Below are 17018 nucleotides of genomic sequence, written 5' to 3'. Positions count from 1 at the left end.
TGCGTCGCCCTTGTGTGGTTAAATAGATGACTGACCATTCCCAAAAAGAACCGACAGGCTTGACAAGACACAGGCTGAAACGTATGTTTCAAACAAGTGTTTGTCAGGCGGAGTAGCCATGGCCCAGTCGGAAACCGTTGAACGCATTCTTGATGCTGCCGAGCAGTTGTTCGCGGAAAAAGGTTTCGCTGAAACCTCATTGCGTTTGATCACCAGCAAGGCTTGCGTCAACCTGGCTGCGGTCAACTATCATTTCGGCTCCAAGAAAGCGCTGATTCAGGCGGTGTTCTCGCGCTTCCTCGGGCCTTTCTGCGCCAGTCTCGATAAAGAGCTGGAACGCCGTCAGGCCAAACCTGAAAACAAGCCGACCCTCGAAGAGTTGTTGGAAATCCTCGTCGAACAAGCCCTCGTGGTTCAGCCTCGCAGCGGTAACGACCTGTCGATCTTCATGCGCCTGCTCGGTCTCGCGTTCAGTCAAAGCCAGGGTCACCTGCGCCGTTACCTGGAAGACATGTACGGCAAGGTGTTTCGTCGCTACATGCTGCTGGTCAACGAAGCAGCACCTAACATTCCCCCGATTGAATTGTTCTGGCGCGTGCACTTCATGCTCGGCGCCGCCGCGTTCAGCATGTCCGGCATCAAGGCGTTGCGCGCGATTGCCGAGACAGATTTCGGCGTCAATACCTCCATCGAGCAGGTCATGCGCCTGATGGTGCCGTTCCTCGCGGCGGGCATGCGCGCCGATTCCGGTGTCACCGACGCTGCCATGGCCACTGCGCAATTGCGCCCGCGCAGCAAATCAACGCCGGTCGCCGCCAAGGTTTAACCGCGCACGGGTGGGCGCGGCAGCTTGTATCCGCTAAGCTAGCCGCCCATGCCGACTCTCGTTCTGAACCCGATCCTAAAAGAAATTGCTGACCTGCCGAGCATTGCTCACGGTAGCGATTTGTTGCGGATCGGGTTTTTCGTTTTCAAGGAATCTCTATGACTGCTGGCCTGCAAGGCTCGTTGATGGTGGACGTCGCCGGTACCTGGCTGACGGCCGAAGATCGCCAATTGTTGCGTCAGCCCGAAGTGGGCGGCCTGATCATTTTCGCGCGCAATATCGAGCATCCGCGCCAAGTGCGTGAGCTCAGCGCGGCGATCCGTGCGATTCGCCCGGATTTGCTGCTGGCGGTGGATCAAGAGGGCGGTCGCGTGCAGCGTCTGCGTCAGGGCTTCGTACGCCTGCCGGCCATGCGCGCCATCGCTGACAACCCGAATGCCGAATACCTGGCTGAGCAATGTGGCTGGATCATGGCCACCGAAGTGCTGGCCGTGGGCCTCGACCTGAGCTTCGCGCCGGTGCTTGATCTGGATTATCAGCGCAGCGCCGTGGTCGGCACTCGTTCGTTTGAAGGTGATCCGCAGCGTGCCGCGTTGCTCGCTGGCGCCTTTATTCGCGGCATGAACAGTGCCGGTATGGCCGCCACTGGCAAGCATTTCCCCGGTCACGGTTGGGCCGAAGCCGACTCCCACGTTGCGATCCCCAACGACGAGCGCAGCCTTGACGAGATCCGCGCCAACGATCTCGTGCCGTTCGCCAAACTCAGCAAACAACTGGCCGCGATCATGCCGGCGCACGTTATCTATCCGCAGGTGGATTCGCAGCCCGCAGGATTCTCGCGACGCTGGTTGCAGGACATCCTGCGCGGCGAGTTGCAGTTCGACGGCGTGATCTTCAGCGACGACCTGTCGATGGCCGGCGCTCACGTGGTCGGCGACGCCGCCAGCCGCATCGAAGCTGCGCTGACTGCCGGTTGCGACATGGGCCTGGTGTGCAACGACCGCGCCGCTGCCGAACTCGCTTTGAGCGCCGCGCAACGCCTGAAGGTCAAACCGTCCGCCCGGATCGCCCGTATGCGCGGTCAGGCATTTGCCAGTACCGATTATCGCCAGAATCCGCGCTGGCTCACCGCTATCGGCGCGCTCAAAGATGCCCAGCTGATCGACTAAGGATTTTTCGTTATGACGGTTTACGCAATCATCGGTGGCACGGGCCTGACCCAGCTCGAGGGCTTGAGCATTCGCCAGTCGCTGGCAGTGGACACGCCATATGGTGCGCCTTCGGCCGACGTGCAGATTGGCGAATACGCCGGTAAGGAAGTGCTGTTCCTCGCGCGTCACGGGCACCCGCATCGCTTTCCACCGCACAAGGTCAACTACCGCGCCAACCTGTGGGCGTTGAAGCAGGCCGGCGCCGAAGCGATCATCGCAGTCAACGCCGTGGGCGGGATTCATCCGGCGATGGGCACCGGGCATTTCTGCGTACCACATCAAATCGTCGACTACACCAGCGGTCGTGAGCACACCTTTTTCGCCGATGACCTGGAACAGGTCACTCACATCGATTTCAGCTTTCCCTACAGCGAGCCGCTGCGTCAGCAATTGATTGCGGCAGTGGCTGCCGAAGGTTGCGAGTACAGCGATCAGGGTGTTTATGCCTGCACCCAAGGCCCGCGTTTGGAAACGGTCGCCGAGATCGTACGTCTGGAGCGAGATGGTTGCGACATTGTTGGCATGACTGGCATGCCGGAAGCAGCGCTGGCTCGCGAGCTGGATCTTGATTACGCGTGTCTGGCGCTGGTGGTGAACCCGGCGGCGGGCAAGACCACGCAAGTGATCACCATGGCCGAGATTGAGCAGGCGTTGCATGACGGCATGGGCAAGGTGAAATCGACGTTGGCGCGGGTGCTCAAAGGCTGATCAGGCCTGCGAGTTGACTCCATCGCTGGCAAGCCAGCTCCCACAGGTTTTTGTATTGTTCACAAAATAGTGTTCAATCCCAAATCACTGTGGGAGCTGGCTTGCCAGCGATGACGATCTAACTGGCGCTGAAGATCTCAACGCTTGTCGAGCTTATCCGGCAACGGCGCAAACAACGCTTCAATATCGTCATTCTGCAGCTTCCAGTCTCCAGCCTTGCGCCCATCCAGCACACCCGCTGCCAGATCAGACTTCTCTTTCTGCAAGTGCTGAATCTTCTCTTCCACCGTGCCTCGGGCAATCATCTTGTAAACGAACACCGGTTTCTCCTGACCGATGCGGTACGCGCGATCGGTCGCCTGATTTTCGGTCGCGGGGTTCCACCACGGGTCGTAGTGAATCACCGTATCCGCTTCGGTCAGGTTCAAGCCAACACCACCGGCCTTCAGGCTGATCAGAAAGATCTGACGATTGCCGCTCTGGAATTCCTTCACTGGTGTACGCCGATCACGGGTCTGGCCGGTCAGCAGGGCGTAGGAGATTTTACGTTTCTTCAGTTCATCCTCGATCAGTGACAGCATCGAAGTGAACTGCGAGAACAGCAGAATCCGCCGACCTTCTTCGAATAGCTCTTCGAGCATTTCCATCAGGCTGTCGAGCTTGCCGGAAGTGCTGCCGCGGGCGGGCAGGGTGGCGCCGTTGACCAGGCGCAAATCACAGCAAACCTGACGCAGCTTGAGCAATGCTTCAAGAATGATGATCTGGCTGCGCGCCACGCCTTTGCGGGTGATCTCGTCGCGGACTTTTTTATCCATGGCCAGGCGCATGGTTTCGTACACGTCGCGCTGCGCTTCGTTGAGATCGACCCAGTGAATGATTTCAGTTTTGGGCGGCAACTCGGTTGCGACTTGTTCTTTGGTGCGACGCAGCAGAAACGGTTTTATCCGACCATTAAGGTGCTGAAGTCTGACCTCGCTGCCACGTTTTTCGATCGGCACGCGGTAGTCGGCGTTGAAGCTTTTAACGTCGCCTAGCCAGCCCGGCAGCAGGAAATGGAACAGCGACCACAGCTCGCCCAAGTGATTTTCCAGCGGTGTACCGCTCAGGCACAGACGCTGACGCGCATTCAACTCGCGCGCCGCCTGCGCCGCTTTGCTGTTGGGGTTCTTGATGTACTGTGCCTCGTCCAGCACCAAGACATGCAAAGGCTGTTGCACCAGACGTTCAATGTCCTTGGGCAGCAGCGCGTAGGTAGTGAGGATCAGGTCGAAGTCAGCCAGATTGTCGAAGTGCTTTTTGCGACTGGCGCCATAAAGCGCGAGCACTTTCAGTTGCGGCGTGAAATGCGCCGCCTCATCGAGCCAGTTCGGGATCAGGCTGGTAGGCATCACCACCATGCACGGACGATCCAGGCGCCCGGCGATTTTCTCGCTGAGAATATGCGCCAGCGTCTGTAGGGTTTTGCCCAAACCCATGTCATCCGCGAGTATCCCGCCCACTTCCAGTTGCCGCAGCGACTGCATCCAGCTCAAGCCTTCGAGTTGGTACGGACGCAATGTTGCGTTCAGGCCTTCGGGGGTCTCGATGCTGAAATCACGGATATCGCGCAGGCGCTGGGCAAACGTGCGGATCTGCTCGCCGCCCTCCCACAGCAGCGGCAGGCCCTCCAGCGAATTAAGACGCGTGGCGTCAGCCTTGCTCAGGCGCAGGGTGGTTTCGCCAGGTTCCTGCAAGTAAAACTCGCCGAGCGTGGCCAGCACCGGTTTCAGCCGGCCCAGCGGCAGCGCCACCTGCAACGGTCCGTGCTCGAGGTTGCGCTGTGGAATGTTGACCAGAATCAGCTCGTCGTCACGGCGCCGCGCGAGGCGCTCCGGATTGAGGATTTCCGCGTGCGAGCGCATCAGGTTGAGCAGGATTGGCAGTAAGCTCAGGCGCTCACCGTTGACGATGATCCCCAGTTCCAGATCAAACCAGTCGCGCTCTGGCGCCTGTTCAACTGTGGCGTACCAGTCATCCACGGCGGTCAGGTCGAAGCCGAACTCTTCGTCGATCTGCAATTCCCAGCCTTGGGTACGCAGCTTTGGCAGTTCGTTGAGGGTAAAGGTCAGCCAGGCGCTGTCATTGACCATTTCATACAGCTCGCCAGCGCTTTCCGGCAGGGCTTTGCTCTGCCGGGTGGCGATACGAAAGCCGAGGATTCTTAACTGTTCGCGGTAGGACTGTTCGACTTCCGGGTGGCGTTTTATCCGCAGCGTCTGGGTTTCCTGGCGGATCAGGATGTCGCTGTTTTTCTGCCCGCTGACGTATTCGTCCAGATAGCTGAACGACAACGCCGCGCGATGCTGAATGTAGCGCTGCATCTTGCCGTTGCGCGGTTCAAATGCGCTGAACTCGACGCTGGCCAGCCATAGGCGAGGCATTGGTTGCACGTTGTCGACCAGCACTTGCGGTGGCGCCTTCGGGCCACGGTTTTCCAGCACTGCCTGGAGTTTTTCCAGCAGCTCGGCGTCTTTTGCGGCGGCGGGGTACTCGAGGGTTTCCTGGATTTTCAGCAGCACCGCTGCGCAATGCTTGCAGTTGCTGCGAACCGGGCAGGTGCACGCGGCGTCGACCAACAGCAAAGTGCCTTTAGCTGACTCGCGCAGGTGAATGGTCTGACGGTAGACGTTACCGCCAGAGCCTTCGCAACTGGCGGTAATGGTCGCATCGCCGACCTGGGCGATGCGTACCCGGTTTTCCAGGGCGTAGCGGCGACCACGCTCCAGGCTCTGTTCCTTGAATCGGCTGACCCAGGAGGGTGCCAACGGTTTACTCAGGGGCGGGGACATAAGGACTTCGATCAGTCCGGTACGACTTCAGGCGCTTCCCGTGGCGCAGGCGCGGTCAGGGAAGTGATCTTGATCAGTAGGGCCAGATGGCCGTTGTCGAGATAATTGAGCTGGCCGTTTTTGGTGTGGCTGTCCTGTTTCAGGCGCTCACTGGCGGTGACCAGGCCGTTGGCGTCGATCTGATTGACCCAAAAATCCGCAGCCACGTCGGTGAAACGCCCGAGTTTCATCTCAAGCGTACCCTCGATCGGGAACTGACCGAATTGCTCGTTGCCTTCGCTGACCGCGACTTTTACCGGCGATTCGCCAAGGGTTTGCTGCCAGGCCTTGTGCATCAATACGCTGTACTCGCCGCTGGCAGTGAGTTTGGTGACGACGTCATTCAGCGCCGGCGTACGTTTGCTGTCGTCGCCCAAACGCTGGGCGCCCGCGGCCCAGTCTTCCGGCGCGGCGCGGCTGACAATCGCCGGCACAGCGTTCTGGCGCACCAGAATCATTTCGACCTGATACAGGTCATCGGCAAACGCCGAAGGTGCTACCAAGGTGAGTAGCAAGGTCAGTGAACGAAACAGGCGCATGCGGCGTCCTTCAAGCAGTTTTCGGGATGAGGCGCTCAAACAGCGCCTCTACAGTATTAAAGCGCTCTTCCGGGCGCTCCATCGGCACCTGGAACTTGAACATCGTGGCGCCTTCGAATTTGTAGCGTTTTGGCTGGCTCTGAATCAGTTTGATCAGGGTCATCGGGTCGACCGGGGTCTGCGCTTCAAACTCAATGCGTCCACCCTGCGGGCCACCGTCGACCTTCTTGATGCCCAGCTTTTCGGCCTGCAACTTCAGGGCTGTGATGCGCACCAGATTCTTGGTCGGCTCCGGCAGCAGGCCGAAACGATCGATCATCTCGACTTGCAGATCCTTCAAACCTTCCTCGTCGGTGGCCGACGCGATGCGCTTGTACAGGATCAGGCGGGCGTGGACGTCCGGCAGATAGTCTTCCGGAATCAGCGCCGGTACCCGCAGATTGACTTCCGGGCCACCGCCAAGCGGTTGATCGAGATTCGGTTGCTCGCCCTTGCGGATCGATTTAACCGCGCGCTCAAGCATTTCCATGTACAGCGTGAAGCCCACGGCTTGAATCTGGCCACTCTGGCCATCGCCGAGCAGTTCGCCGGCGCCGCGGATTTCCAGGTCGTTGGTGGCCAGTACGAAACCGGCGCCGAGATCCTGAGTATTGGCGATCGCCTCCAGACGCTTTTCTGCGTCTGAGGTGATTTGCTGGCGCGGCGGCGTCAGCAGGTAGGCGTAAGCCTGGTGGTGACTGCGACCGACACGTCCGCGCAACTGATGCAGTTGCGCTAGACCGAACTTGTCGGCGCGCTCGATGATGATGGTGTTGGCGCTCGGGACGTCGATGCCGGTCTCGATGATGGTCGAGGCGATCAGCACGTTGAAACGCTTGTGATAGAAGTCGCTCATCACTTGTTCGAGTTCGCGCTCGCGCATCTGCCCGTGGCCGATGGCGATTCGTGCTTCCGGCACCAGTTCGGCCAGATCGGCGGCGCACTTCTCGATGGTCTTCACATCGTTGTGCAGGTAATAAACCTGTCCGCCACGCAGCAGTTCGCGGAGCAGGGCCTCTTTGACCGTGCTCTTGTTCTGCTCCATGACGAAGGTGCGCACCGACAGGCGTCGCGCCGGCGGCGTGGCAATGATCGACAGGTCGCGCATGCCCGACACCGCCATGTTCAGCGTGCGCGGAATCGGCGTGGCCGTCAGGGTCAGAATGTCGACTTCGCTGCGCAAGGCCTTGAGCTGTTCTTTCTGACGCACACCAAAACGGTGCTCTTCGTCGATGATTACCAGCCCGAGGTTTTTGATTTTCACGTCGTCGGACAGCAATTTGTGCGTGCCGATGACGATGTCGATCTTGCCTTCCGCCAGATCGGCAATCGCCGCGTTCACTTCCTTGGCGGACTTGAAACGGCTCATCACTTCCACGCTTACTGGCCAGTCGGCGAAGCGGTCGCGGAAGCTGTTGTAATGCTGCTGGGCGAGCAGGGTGGTCGGTACCAGGATCGCAACCTGGCGGCCGCCGTGCACGGCGATGAACGCCGCGCGCATGGCCACTTCGGTCTTGCCGAAACCCACGTCGCCGCAGACCAGGCGATCCATCGGTTTCGGCGCGAGCATGTCGGCGCGCACTGCTTCGATGGTGGTTTGCTGGTCGGGCGTTTCTTCGAACGGGAAGCCGGCGCTGAAGGTCGCGTAATCGGCTTTCGGATCGGCGAATGCATAACCTTCGCGAGCGGCGCGACGGGCATAGATGTCGAGCAATTCGGCGGCAACGTCGCGCACCTGCTCTGCCGCTTTGCGTTTGGCTTTCTGCCAGGTTTCCGAGCCGAGGCGATGCAGCGGGGCCAGTGCATCGTCGCTGCCGGTGTAGCGGGCGATCAAGTGCAGGTTGGCCACCGGCACGTAGAGCTTGGCGTTCTCGGCGTATTCGAGGGTGAGGAATTCGGCAGCCTGATCGTCAATTTCCAGAATCGTCAGGCCCAGATAGCGGCCGACACCGTGATCGATGTGCACCACCGGCGCGCCTTCGCGCAGCTCGGTGAGGTTCTTGATCACCGCGTCGTGGTTGCCGTCGGCGCGCTTCTCGCGACGGCGACGCTGCATGACTCGCTGACCGAACAGCGGACTTTCGGCGACCAATGCCAGCGCCGGGTCGTCGAGCATCAGGCCTTCGTCGAGCGGCGCAATGGTGATCGCCAGGCGATCCTTGCTTGCGACGAAATCCGGCCAGCTGTCGACGGTTTTCGGTCGCAGCTTCAGGCGTTCGAGCAACTCCAGCAGGACTTCGCGACGGCCCGCCGATTCTGCCGTGAACAGCACGCGTCCGGGGAATTCATCGAGGAAACCTGCCAGCGCTGCCAGCGGTTGCGTGGCCTTGGCTTCGATCGCCAGATTCGGCAGCGCTTGTGACGGGAAGCGCTCGCGACCGGCACCGACTTCCACGTCCTGTTGACTGGCAACTACGCGCGGCCAGCTCTTCAGCCTGGCAAAGCAATCTTCCACCGGCAGGAACAATTCGGCAGGTGGCAATAAAGGACGAGCAGGATCGACGCGGCGCTCTTCATAACGATTGCGTACGTCGTTCCAGAAATTCTCCGCCGCTTGCTCGATGCCCGGCAGCGAGAACACTTGGGTGTCCTGGGGCAGGTAATCGAACAGGGTCGAGGTTTCGTCAAAGAACAGTGGCAAGTAGTACTCGATACCGGCCGGTGTGATGCCGCTGCTCAAATCCTGAAAGATCGGGCAGCGACGGAAATCAACGTCAAAGCGCTCGCGGAAGCGCGCCTTGAAGCGGGTGACCGCGTCTTTCTGCAGTGGGAACTCACGGGCCGGCAGCAGCTTGACCGAATCGACCTTGTCGATGGAACGCTGGTTTTCCGGATCGAAGGTGCGCAGGGTTTCGATTTCGTCGTCGAACAGGTCGATGCGATAGGGCAGTTTGCTGCCCATCGGGAACAAATCGATCAACGCGCCGCGCACGGTGAACTCGCCGTGCTCGTAGACGGTGTCTACATAGCGATAGCCGCTGGCTTCGAGCCGCGAGCGCATTTGCTCGACGTCGAGCTTCTGGCCGACATCCAGCACCAGGCTGCTGCCGAGCAGGAACTTGGTCGGCGCCAGACGATGCAGAGCCGTGGTGATCGGCACCACCAACACGCCATGCGCCAGCTCCGGCAACCTGTATAAGGCGGCAATGCGCTGGGAAATGATGTCTTGGTGCGGCGAGAACAGATCGTAGGGCAGGGTTTCCCAGTCGGGGAAATGCAGGACGGGCAAATCCGGGGCGAAGAAACTCAGCTCCTGTTCCAGCCGTTCGGCACTTTGGCTGTCGGCGGTCAGGAGCAGGGTGAAGCGCTTGGCAGCGCTGGCAGCCTCGGCAATCGCCAGGCTCAGGGCGGCACCGGGCAAATTGCCCCAATGCTGTTTACCTGCCTCGGCAGGGAGTTGCGGTAGACGCAGAACAGGCACGGAAGGTTGAGCTCCAGGCGTTGCGACAAAGTCGGTAATTGTAGCGGCGTCCGATGCTGCCTGTCAGTTGCAGACTGTGTCTATCTTCGATGTTTGGGTGAAATGTAGTGGTAACCATAAAAACCAGCACTTTTTTAGCGGTTATGTAGTGCCGAAACCGCGTGGTGTTTCGGAGGGTTACAGACATCGTCTAACAGTCGTCGAAAAATTGACTGTGCTGGAGGCCGCGTATTTACTGGGCTGGAGAAGGGCGTAATTTTTTTGAACGGAAATTTGTTAGCGTTTGCGCGACAAGCGCGCATTGCTACAAGAGGTTCTGAGCGGCATAATGTAGCCCCTTTTTTCTGCCCCTACATGTGGAAGGTTACCGTGACTCAGAAGCCCGACCAGTGTCTTGGTGAATGGATCGACCGTGAAGCACTCGCAGAAGCGATGATCCCGCTTATCGGTCAGCTCTACCGCAATAACAACGTGGTGAGCTCGATCTATGGCCGCAGCCTGATCAACCAGTCTGTCATCGCGATTCTCAAAGCTCACCGCTTTGCGCGCCACCGTTCTTCCGACGACAGCGAACTCTCCGTCCACGAAACATTCCCCCTGCTCAAAGCCATGAGCGAGCTCAAGCTCGGCGCGGCTTCGGTAGACCTGGGCAAGTTGGCGTTCAAATTCCGCAACGAAGGCAATGGCCGCAGCGCCGAGCAGTTCGTTCGTGAAGAAATGGCTGACGTGGTTGGCCAGCAAAACGCCTCGGCCCGCAAAGGCACTGACGTTGTGCTGTACGGCTTCGGTCGTATCGGCCGTCTGCTGGCGCGCATCCTGATCGAAAAAACCGGTGGTGGTGACGGTCTGCGTCTGCGTGCCATCGTCGTGCGTAAAGGCGCCGACAACGACCTGACCAAACGCGCCAGCCTGCTGCGTCGCGATTCGGTCCATGGTTCGTTCAACGGCACCATCACCATTGACGAAGAAAACAACACCATCACCGCCAACGGTAACCTGATCCAGGTGATCTACGCGAAGAATCCGACTGAGGTGGATTACACCCAGTACGGCATCAAAGACGCGCTGCTGGTGGACAACACCGGTGTATGGCGTGACGCTGATGGCCTGGGTCAACACCTGGCATGCCCGGGTATCGACCGCGTTGTTCTGACCGCGCCTGGCAAAGGCAAGCTGAAGAACATCGTTCACGGCATCAACCACGGTGAAATCACCGCTGAAGACAAGATCGTGTCCGCCGCTTCCTGCACCACCAACGCCATCGTGCCGGTGCTGAAAGCTGTGAATGACAAGTTCGGCATCATCAATGGTCACGTCGAAACCGTTCACTCGTACACCAACGACCAGAACCTGATCGACAACTTCCACAAGGGCGATCGCCGTGGCCGTAGCGCCGCGCTGAACATGGTTATCACCGAGACCGGTGCTGCCACCGCTGCTGCCAAGGCCCTGCCTGAACTGGCCGGCAAGCTGACCGGTAACGCGATCCGTGTGCCAACGCCGAACGTGTCGATGGCCATTCTCAACCTCAACCTTGAGAAAGCCGCCACCCGTGAAGAGATGAACGAGTACCTGCGCTACATGGCGCTGCACTCCGATCTGCATAAGCAAATCGACTTCGTCAATTCGCAGGAAGTGGTTTCGACCGACTTCGTTGGCTCGCGCCACGCCGGTGTGGTCGACGCTGAAGCGACCATCGTTCAGGACAACCGCGTTGTTCTGTACGTCTGGTACGACAACGAGTTCGGTTATAGCTGCCAGGTGGTTCGCGTGATGGAAGACATGGCCGGTGTAAACCCGCCAGCGTTCCCGCGCTAAGCCTTAGCTGCACATGAAAACGCCCCGACTTGTGTCGGGGCGTTTTTGTTTGGGGAAGATCAAAAGATCGCAGCCTGCGGCAGCTCCTACAGGAGATCGCATTTGATTTCTGTAGGAGCTGCCGCAGGCTGCGATCTTTGCTTTATGCCCTCATCGCTGGCTTGCCAGCGATGGCGTCCTGTCAGGCGCCGCCGACCACAGCCGCTTGCGCAGTACGCAGCTCATGCCTGTTGCCACGAAACAGCACCAGCGTCGCAATCAACCCCAGTACAGCCGCACCCGTGAGCCAGAGCCCCGGCGCAGCTTTGTTACCCAGCACATGAATGAGATAAGTGCACGCTGCTGGCGTAAAACCACCGAACGTTGCCGTCGCCAGGCTGTAGGCCAGCGAGAATCCTGTCGTACGCACTTCCACCGGCATGATCTCCGTGAGCGCCACCACCATCGCACCGTTATAAGAGCCATACAGGAACGACAACCACAGTTCGACGATGAGCAGATGGCTGAAACTCGGATTGGCCACCAGCCACGACAGCGCCGGATAAGCCGTCAGAATCGCCAGAATTGTCGCCGCCAGCAGTAGGGGTTTACGTCCGATCTTGTCGGACACCGCACCCATCACCGGCAACCAGAAGAAGTTCGACAGGCCGATACAGACCGTCACCAGCAAGGCGTCCAGATCCGACAGATGCAGTTCGGATTTGCCGAACGTCGGGGTGTAGGCGGTGATCAGGTAGAACGACACGGTGGTCATCACCACCAGCGCCATGCCGGCGATGACAATGCCAAAGTTCTGACCGATTGAACGGACGATTTCGCGCAGGGTAGGGCGATGTTTGCGCGCCTGGAATTCCGGGGTTTCCTCCAGCGAACGACGGATGACGAAGATCACCGGTACGATCATGCAGCCGATCAGAAACGGCACGCGCCAGCCCCATTCGCCCATCTCCTCCGGGCTTAGCCAGTGATTGAGACCGACACCGAGCAGGCCGGCGAATACCACGGCCGCCTGTTGGCTGGCGGACTGCCAACTGACGAAGAAGCCCTTGCGGCCGGGTGTGGAGATTTCCGCCAGATACACCGACACGCCGCCCAGTTCCACGCCGGCCGAGAAGCCTTGCAGCAGGCGTCCGAACAGCACCAGCAACGGTGCTGCCACGCCAAGCGTTGCATAGCCGGGGACGCAGGCGATCAGCACGGTGCCGGCGGCCATCATTGCCAAGGTAATGATCAGGCCTTTGCGCCGGCCATGACGGTCGATGTAAGCGCCGAGGAAAATCGCCCCCAATGGACGCATCAGGAAGCCGGCGCCGAACGTGGCCAGCGACAGCATCAGGGATGCAAAAGCGCTGTCGGCCGGGAAGAAGGTTTTGGCGATGGCCGTGGCGTAGAAGCCGTAGACCATGAAGTCGAACATTTCGAGGAAATTGCCGCTGACAACGCGAAAAATCGCTTTGCCGTTGCCCGTGGTCGAGGACATTTGCAGATACTCACTATTGAATTTGTATGAAGGCGTTGCATCCGTTTCGGAGCGAGCGCGCTCTGTAGTCCATAATGGCCGCCGCGGTTTTGCAGGGAGATGAAGATTTGTTAACTGGACGGTGCAGAGGGCTTGTGGTGCTGGTCGCTGTTTTGTCCGGCTGCGGCAACGGCGACAGCCTTGAAAACTTTGGCGGCGCGACCATGGGCAGCACGTATTCGATCAAGTACGTGCGCCATGCAGGTCAGGCGGATGCCACGCGATTGCGCAGCGAAGTGGAGGGCATCCTCGGTGAAATCGAGCGGCAAATGTCCACGTATCGCAGTGACTCGGACATCGAGCGCTTCAACGCATTGCCCGCCAATACGTGTCAGAGAATGCCCGCGCCTATCCTCGAATTGGTCCGCGTGGGCGAACAGCTGTCAGAGCAAAGCGAAGGTTCCTACGACCTGACCGTGGAGCCGCTGCTGAATCTTTGGGGTTTCGGCCCGCAAGGTCGCGAAGAAAAGGTCCCGGGCGCCGCTGCGTTGGCTGAAGTGTTGCGCAGGGTCGGTCACCAGCATCTGCGCATCGATGGCGAGCAGTTGTGCAAGGACGCCGCCGTCGAAGTCGACTTCAACAGCATCGCCGCCGGTTATGCCGCCGACACGATTGCCACCCGGCTCGAGGCCATGGGTATCGACGATTACCTCGTTGAAGCCACAGGCGAACTGAAGGCCAAGGGCAAAAAACTCGACGGTTCGCCATGGCGCATCGCGTTGGAAGCGCCTCGCGATGATCAGCAGGTCGCCGAGCGCATCATTAATGTCGACGGCTACGGCGTTTCCACTTCGGGTGACTACCGCAACTATTTCCTGCAGGACGGTCGGCGTTATTCCCACACCTTCGATGCACGCAGTGGCGCGCCCGTCCTACACGACCTGGCGTCGGTCACGGTCATTCATCCTTCAGCGTTGATGGCCGATGGACTATCGACGCTGTTGCTGATTCTCGGGCCTGAAAGGGCGTGGGCCTATGTCGAAAAACATGACATTGGTGCATTCTTTGTCATTCGTGCCGATACAGGTTTTGTCATCCGCACCAGCAAGGCTTTCGATCGACTCGCTGGCGCAAAAAATTGACTGAGAACAATACGAAAGCTGGCGTTGTAGTGCAGGCAAAAGTAGCCTACGACGCGACCAAGGGTTAATGTGCGCGGCGTTGACGCTTCTATAGACTGTGTCCGGGTTCTTTACTGACCCCCAATTGTTCCTTCACGCCGCCGTTCGGCGTGATTTAGCCGCCGGTGCTGCTGGCACCGCGGCCTGTTCTGAGGAGTACGCATGGCTGTCTACAACTACGACGTGGTGGTGCTGGGTTCCGGCCCGGCAGGAGAAGGCGCGGCAATGAACGCCGCCAAAGCAGGGCGCAAGGTCGCGATGGTCGACAGCCGTCGCCAGGTCGGCGGCAACTGCACCCACCTCGGCACCATCCCGTCCAAGGCACTGCGTCACTCGGTGCGGCAGATCATGCAGTTCAACACCAACCCTATGTTCCGGGCCATCGGCGAGCCGCGCTGGTTCTCCTTCCCGGACGTGTTGAAAAGCGCCGAGAAAGTCATTTCCAAACAAGTCGCCTCGCGTACTGGCTACTACGCCCGTAATCGTGTCGACGTGTTCTTCGGCACCGGCAGCTTCGCCGACGAGCAAACCATCGAAGTGGTCTGCGCCAATGGCGTGGTCGAGAAACTGGTGGCCAAGCACATCATCATCGCTACCGGTTCGCGCCCGTATCGCCCGGCGGACATCGATTTCCACCACCCGCGTATCTACGATAGCGACACCATCCTCAGCCTCGGCCACACCCCGCGCAAACTGATCGTTTACGGCGCCGGCGTGATCGGTTGCGAATATGCTTCGATCTTCAGTGGTCTGGGCGTGCTGGTTGAACTGGTGGATAACCGCGGTCAGTTGCTGAGCTTCCTCGACTCGGAAATCTCCCAGGCGTTGAGCTACCACTTCAGCAACAACAACATCACCGTGCGCCACAACGAAGATTACGATCGCGTTGAAGGCGTCGACAACGGCGTGATCCTGCATCTGAAGTCCGGCAAGAAGATCAAGGCCGACGCCTTGCTCTGGTGCAATGGTCGTACCGGCAACACCGATCAGTTGGGTCTGGAAAACATCGGCGTCAAGGTCAACAGCCGTGGCCAGATCGAAGTCGATGAGGCTTACCGCACCTGCGTGCCGAACATCTACGGCGCGGGCGACGTGATCGGCTGGCCGAGCCTGGCCAGTGCTGCTCACGACCAGGGCCGTTCGGCCGCTGGCAGCATTGTTGATAACAATAGCTGGCGCTTCGTCAACGACGTGCCGACCGGCATCTACACCATTCCGGAGATCAGCTCGATCGGCAAGAACGAGCAGGAGCTGACTCAGGCCAAAGTGCCATACGAAGTCGGCAAGGCATTCTTCAAGAGCATGGCGCGAGCGCAGATTGCCGGCGAACCGCAAGGCATGCTGAAGATCCTGTTCCACCGTGAAACCCTGGAAGTGCTGGGCGTTCACTGCTTCGGTTATCAGGCGTCGGAGATCGTTCACATCGGTCAGGCGATCATGAGCCAGCCGGGCGAGCTGAACACACTGAAGTACTTCGTCAACACTACGTTCAACTACCCGACCATGGCTGAAGCCTATCGGGTAGCGGCGTACGACGGCCTCAACCGGCTTTTTTGACGGGCTCCGGCCGGTGGCCTGAGCCGGCCGGGGAGACCGATTTCAGCAATTCTCGAGGGTGGCAGTGGCCAAACCGGGAAAGTCTGTAATCAGGCTGTCAACGCCGAAGTCGGCGAGTCTGCGCATCAGCGCAGGCTCGTTGACGGTCCACACCGACACATGCAGGCCCTGACGCTGCGCTTTTTGCAGGCGCTCAGGCGTACACAGCGTCCAGTTCAACGCCAGAATCTCGCAGCCGTAGCTTTGCGCGACCTTCAACGGGTCGAGCCAGGCATACTCGGCGACCAGACCGCGCGACACATCCGGCACCAGATCCAGCGCCGCCTTCAACACTTCCCGCGAGCTCGAGGTGATGGTCACCTTGTCGAGCAAGCCGTGGCGTTGCGCCATTTCCCGAATTGCCAACACGGTGGTGGCAGCGCGGGTGCGCGATGCACTTTTGACTTCAAGCTGCCAATGCTCGAAATCACACTTCTCGAACAACTCTTCCAGCGTCGGAATCGGGCACGGCTTGATCCAGCCCGGGCCACCCTTGCGCGCGTCAAACGTCACCAGATCGGCGGCAGTCTGCTCGACGACCTTGCCGCGACGGTCGGTGGTGCGCTTGAGGGTCGGGTCGTGGATGACCATCAGCTCGCCGTCCTTTGACAGGTGCAGATCCAGTTCGCAGCGGCGCACGCCGTGCTTGAGACATTCCTGAAAACTGGTCAGGGTGTTTTCCGGTGCTTCGCCCTTGGCGCCGCGGTGGCCGTAGATGAGGGTCACGGTTCTTCCTTAATTTAAATGCCTGATTCGTTTTGTTCGCGGGCCAGACGACGTTCCTGGGCCTGCTTCTGCAATATGTAGCGGGCAAGCAACTGGCGCTGGGCATCGGTCAAGTGTTCGAACTCGGTGCCGACGTCATAACCCTCACCCTTGCGGTCGCAATGGGTGACGCGGGCACGCAGCAACAGGCCGAGCGCCTGGGGCATCAGCACCAGCTTGATCGACAGGTGTGCCCCCGTGGCGATGGGCGTCGGGTGCTGGAAGTCGATGCCGCCCTCGGAAATAATCACCGGTTGCGGATCGCCGATCTGGCCGAGCACGGTGAGGGCGACCACCTGGCTGAGCAAGTCGATGCGCTTGTTCTGGGATTTCAGGAACGCGGCGATGGCCCGATCGCGTTCGCTGATCTGGCGCAACAGGTGCTGCGACTCGAATTCGCTCAGGTGCAGTTCGCTGAGCAGGTTGAATAGAGGGGAAGCATCCTGCAACACTTCCTGGCCTGCGGCTTCGGGAGCGGACAGGGGCCGAATTTCCAGTGCGATCGTGTCCTCGATACGGTAGTATTCGCGGCGATCTTCTTCATCTAATGTCGACATGGCGAACCCATGGTAGCGGCGGTGGTCTGAG

The 17018-nt window shown here is 59.6% G+C and carries 12 protein-coding genes; 6 read left to right on the top strand and 6 right to left on the bottom strand.

What is annotated here, in order from left to right; translation table 11 throughout:
- The first annotated feature begins 118 nt into the window (after positions 1–118).
- From ICA15_RS10305 to ICA15_RS10295, 3 genes are all read left to right on the top strand, one after another.
- Complete coding sequence (locus ICA15_RS10305) at positions 119–826, top strand: TetR/AcrR family transcriptional regulator (protein WP_150604506.1); 708 nt, start codon at positions 119–121, stop codon at positions 824–826.
- A gap of 158 nt (positions 827–984) precedes the next feature.
- The gene (gene nagZ, locus ICA15_RS10300; protein WP_150604505.1) at positions 985–1995 is read left to right on the top strand and encodes a beta-N-acetylhexosaminidase; all 1011 of its coding nucleotides are present in this window, start codon (positions 985–987) and stop codon (positions 1993–1995) included.
- 12 nt (positions 1996–2007) lie between these two features.
- Complete coding sequence (locus tag ICA15_RS10295) at positions 2008–2745, top strand: S-methyl-5'-thioinosine phosphorylase (RefSeq protein ID WP_210553177.1); 738 nt, start codon at positions 2008–2010, stop codon at positions 2743–2745.
- A 137-nt stretch (positions 2746–2882) separates the two neighbouring features.
- Here the strand turns inward: ICA15_RS10295 and ICA15_RS10290 are convergent, their stop codons facing one another.
- From ICA15_RS10290 to mfd, 3 genes are read right to left on the bottom strand one after another with little or no spacing between them, the layout of a single operon-like run.
- A complete protein-coding gene (locus ICA15_RS10290) occupies positions 2883–5573 on the bottom strand; it encodes a DEAD/DEAH box helicase (RefSeq protein ID WP_210553176.1) in 2691 nt (896 codons plus the stop codon).
- An 11-nt stretch (positions 5574–5584) separates the two neighbouring features.
- Positions 5585–6151, bottom strand: a complete 567-nt coding sequence (locus ICA15_RS10285; protein WP_210553175.1) for a CsiV family protein — start codon at positions 6149–6151, stop codon at positions 5585–5587.
- Between the two features lie 10 nt (positions 6152–6161).
- Positions 6162–9611 (bottom strand): transcription-repair coupling factor, encoded by a 3450-nt coding sequence (gene mfd / locus ICA15_RS10280; RefSeq protein WP_210553174.1) that lies wholly within the window; start codon positions 9609–9611, stop codon positions 6162–6164.
- A gap of 354 nt (positions 9612–9965) precedes the next feature.
- Here mfd and ICA15_RS10275 point away from each other — a divergent pair, with 354 nt between their 5' ends.
- A complete protein-coding gene (locus tag ICA15_RS10275; RefSeq protein ID WP_150604500.1) occupies positions 9966–11429 on the top strand; it encodes a glyceraldehyde-3-phosphate dehydrogenase in 1464 nt (487 codons plus the stop codon).
- Positions 11430–11610: 181 nt separating this feature from the next.
- Here ICA15_RS10275 and ICA15_RS10270 read toward each other — a convergent pair whose 3' ends face one another.
- On the bottom strand, positions 11611–12909 hold the full coding sequence (locus ICA15_RS10270) for an MFS transporter (protein ID WP_210553173.1): 1299 nt from the start codon (positions 12907–12909) through the stop codon (positions 11611–11613).
- 74 nt (positions 12910–12983) lie between these two features.
- Here ICA15_RS10270 and ICA15_RS10265 point away from each other — a divergent pair, with 74 nt between their 5' ends.
- A complete protein-coding gene (locus tag ICA15_RS10265; RefSeq protein WP_210553172.1) occupies positions 12984–14030 on the top strand; it encodes an FAD:protein FMN transferase in 1047 nt (348 codons plus the stop codon).
- Between the two features lie 201 nt (positions 14031–14231).
- Entirely contained in the window at positions 14232–15626 is a 1395-nt protein-coding gene (sthA, locus tag ICA15_RS10260; protein ID WP_007907752.1) for a Si-specific NAD(P)(+) transhydrogenase, read from the top strand.
- A 42-nt stretch (positions 15627–15668) separates the two neighbouring features.
- On the opposite strand, the gene ICA15_RS10255 is transcribed toward sthA, so the two are convergent.
- Both ICA15_RS10255 and ICA15_RS10250 read right to left on the bottom strand, forming a co-directional pair.
- A complete protein-coding gene (locus ICA15_RS10255) occupies positions 15669–16391 on the bottom strand; it encodes a glycerophosphodiester phosphodiesterase (RefSeq protein WP_042560155.1) in 723 nt (240 codons plus the stop codon).
- Between the two features lie 14 nt (positions 16392–16405).
- Complete coding sequence (locus ICA15_RS10250) at positions 16406–16987, bottom strand: PilZ domain-containing protein (protein ID WP_210553171.1); 582 nt, start codon at positions 16985–16987, stop codon at positions 16406–16408.
- Positions 16988–17018: the final 31 nt, after the last annotated feature.

Origin of the sequence: Pseudomonas sp. P116, from assembly GCF_020149425.1 — a bacterium.
Lineage (GTDB): Bacteria > Pseudomonadota > Gammaproteobacteria > Pseudomonadales > Pseudomonadaceae > Aquipseudomonas > Aquipseudomonas anatoliensis.
This window is presented reverse-complemented; position numbering and strand designations above follow the sequence as displayed.

Excerpts from the sequence above, each read along its gene's own strand:
- ICA15_RS10285 (WP_210553175.1), bottom strand. The coding sequence starts at position 6,151 with ATGCGCCTGTTTCGTTCACTGACCTTGCTACTCACCTTGGTAGCACCT.
- ICA15_RS10270 (WP_210553173.1), bottom strand. The coding sequence starts at position 12,909 with ATGTCCTCGACCACGGGCAACGGCAAAGCGATTTTTCGCGTTGTCAGC.
- ICA15_RS10290 (WP_210553176.1), bottom strand. The coding sequence starts at position 5,573 with ATGTCCCCGCCCCTGAGTAAACCGTTGGCACCCTCCTGGGTCAGCCGA.
- ICA15_RS10250 (WP_210553171.1), bottom strand. The coding sequence starts at position 16,987 with ATGTCGACATTAGATGAAGAAGATCGCCGCGAATACTACCGTATCGAG.
- ICA15_RS10275 (WP_150604500.1), top strand. The coding sequence starts at position 9,966 with ATGTGGAAGGTTACCGTGACTCAGAAGCCCGACCAGTGTCTTGGTGAA.
- sthA (WP_007907752.1), top strand. The coding sequence starts at position 14,232 with ATGGCTGTCTACAACTACGACGTGGTGGTGCTGGGTTCCGGCCCGGCA.
- nagZ (WP_150604505.1), top strand. The coding sequence starts at position 985 with ATGACTGCTGGCCTGCAAGGCTCGTTGATGGTGGACGTCGCCGGTACC.
- ICA15_RS10295 (WP_210553177.1), top strand. The coding sequence starts at position 2,008 with ATGACGGTTTACGCAATCATCGGTGGCACGGGCCTGACCCAGCTCGAG.
- ICA15_RS10265 (WP_210553172.1), top strand. The coding sequence starts at position 12,984 with ATGGCCGCCGCGGTTTTGCAGGGAGATGAAGATTTGTTAACTGGACGG.
- ICA15_RS10305 (WP_150604506.1), top strand. The coding sequence starts at position 119 with ATGGCCCAGTCGGAAACCGTTGAACGCATTCTTGATGCTGCCGAGCAG.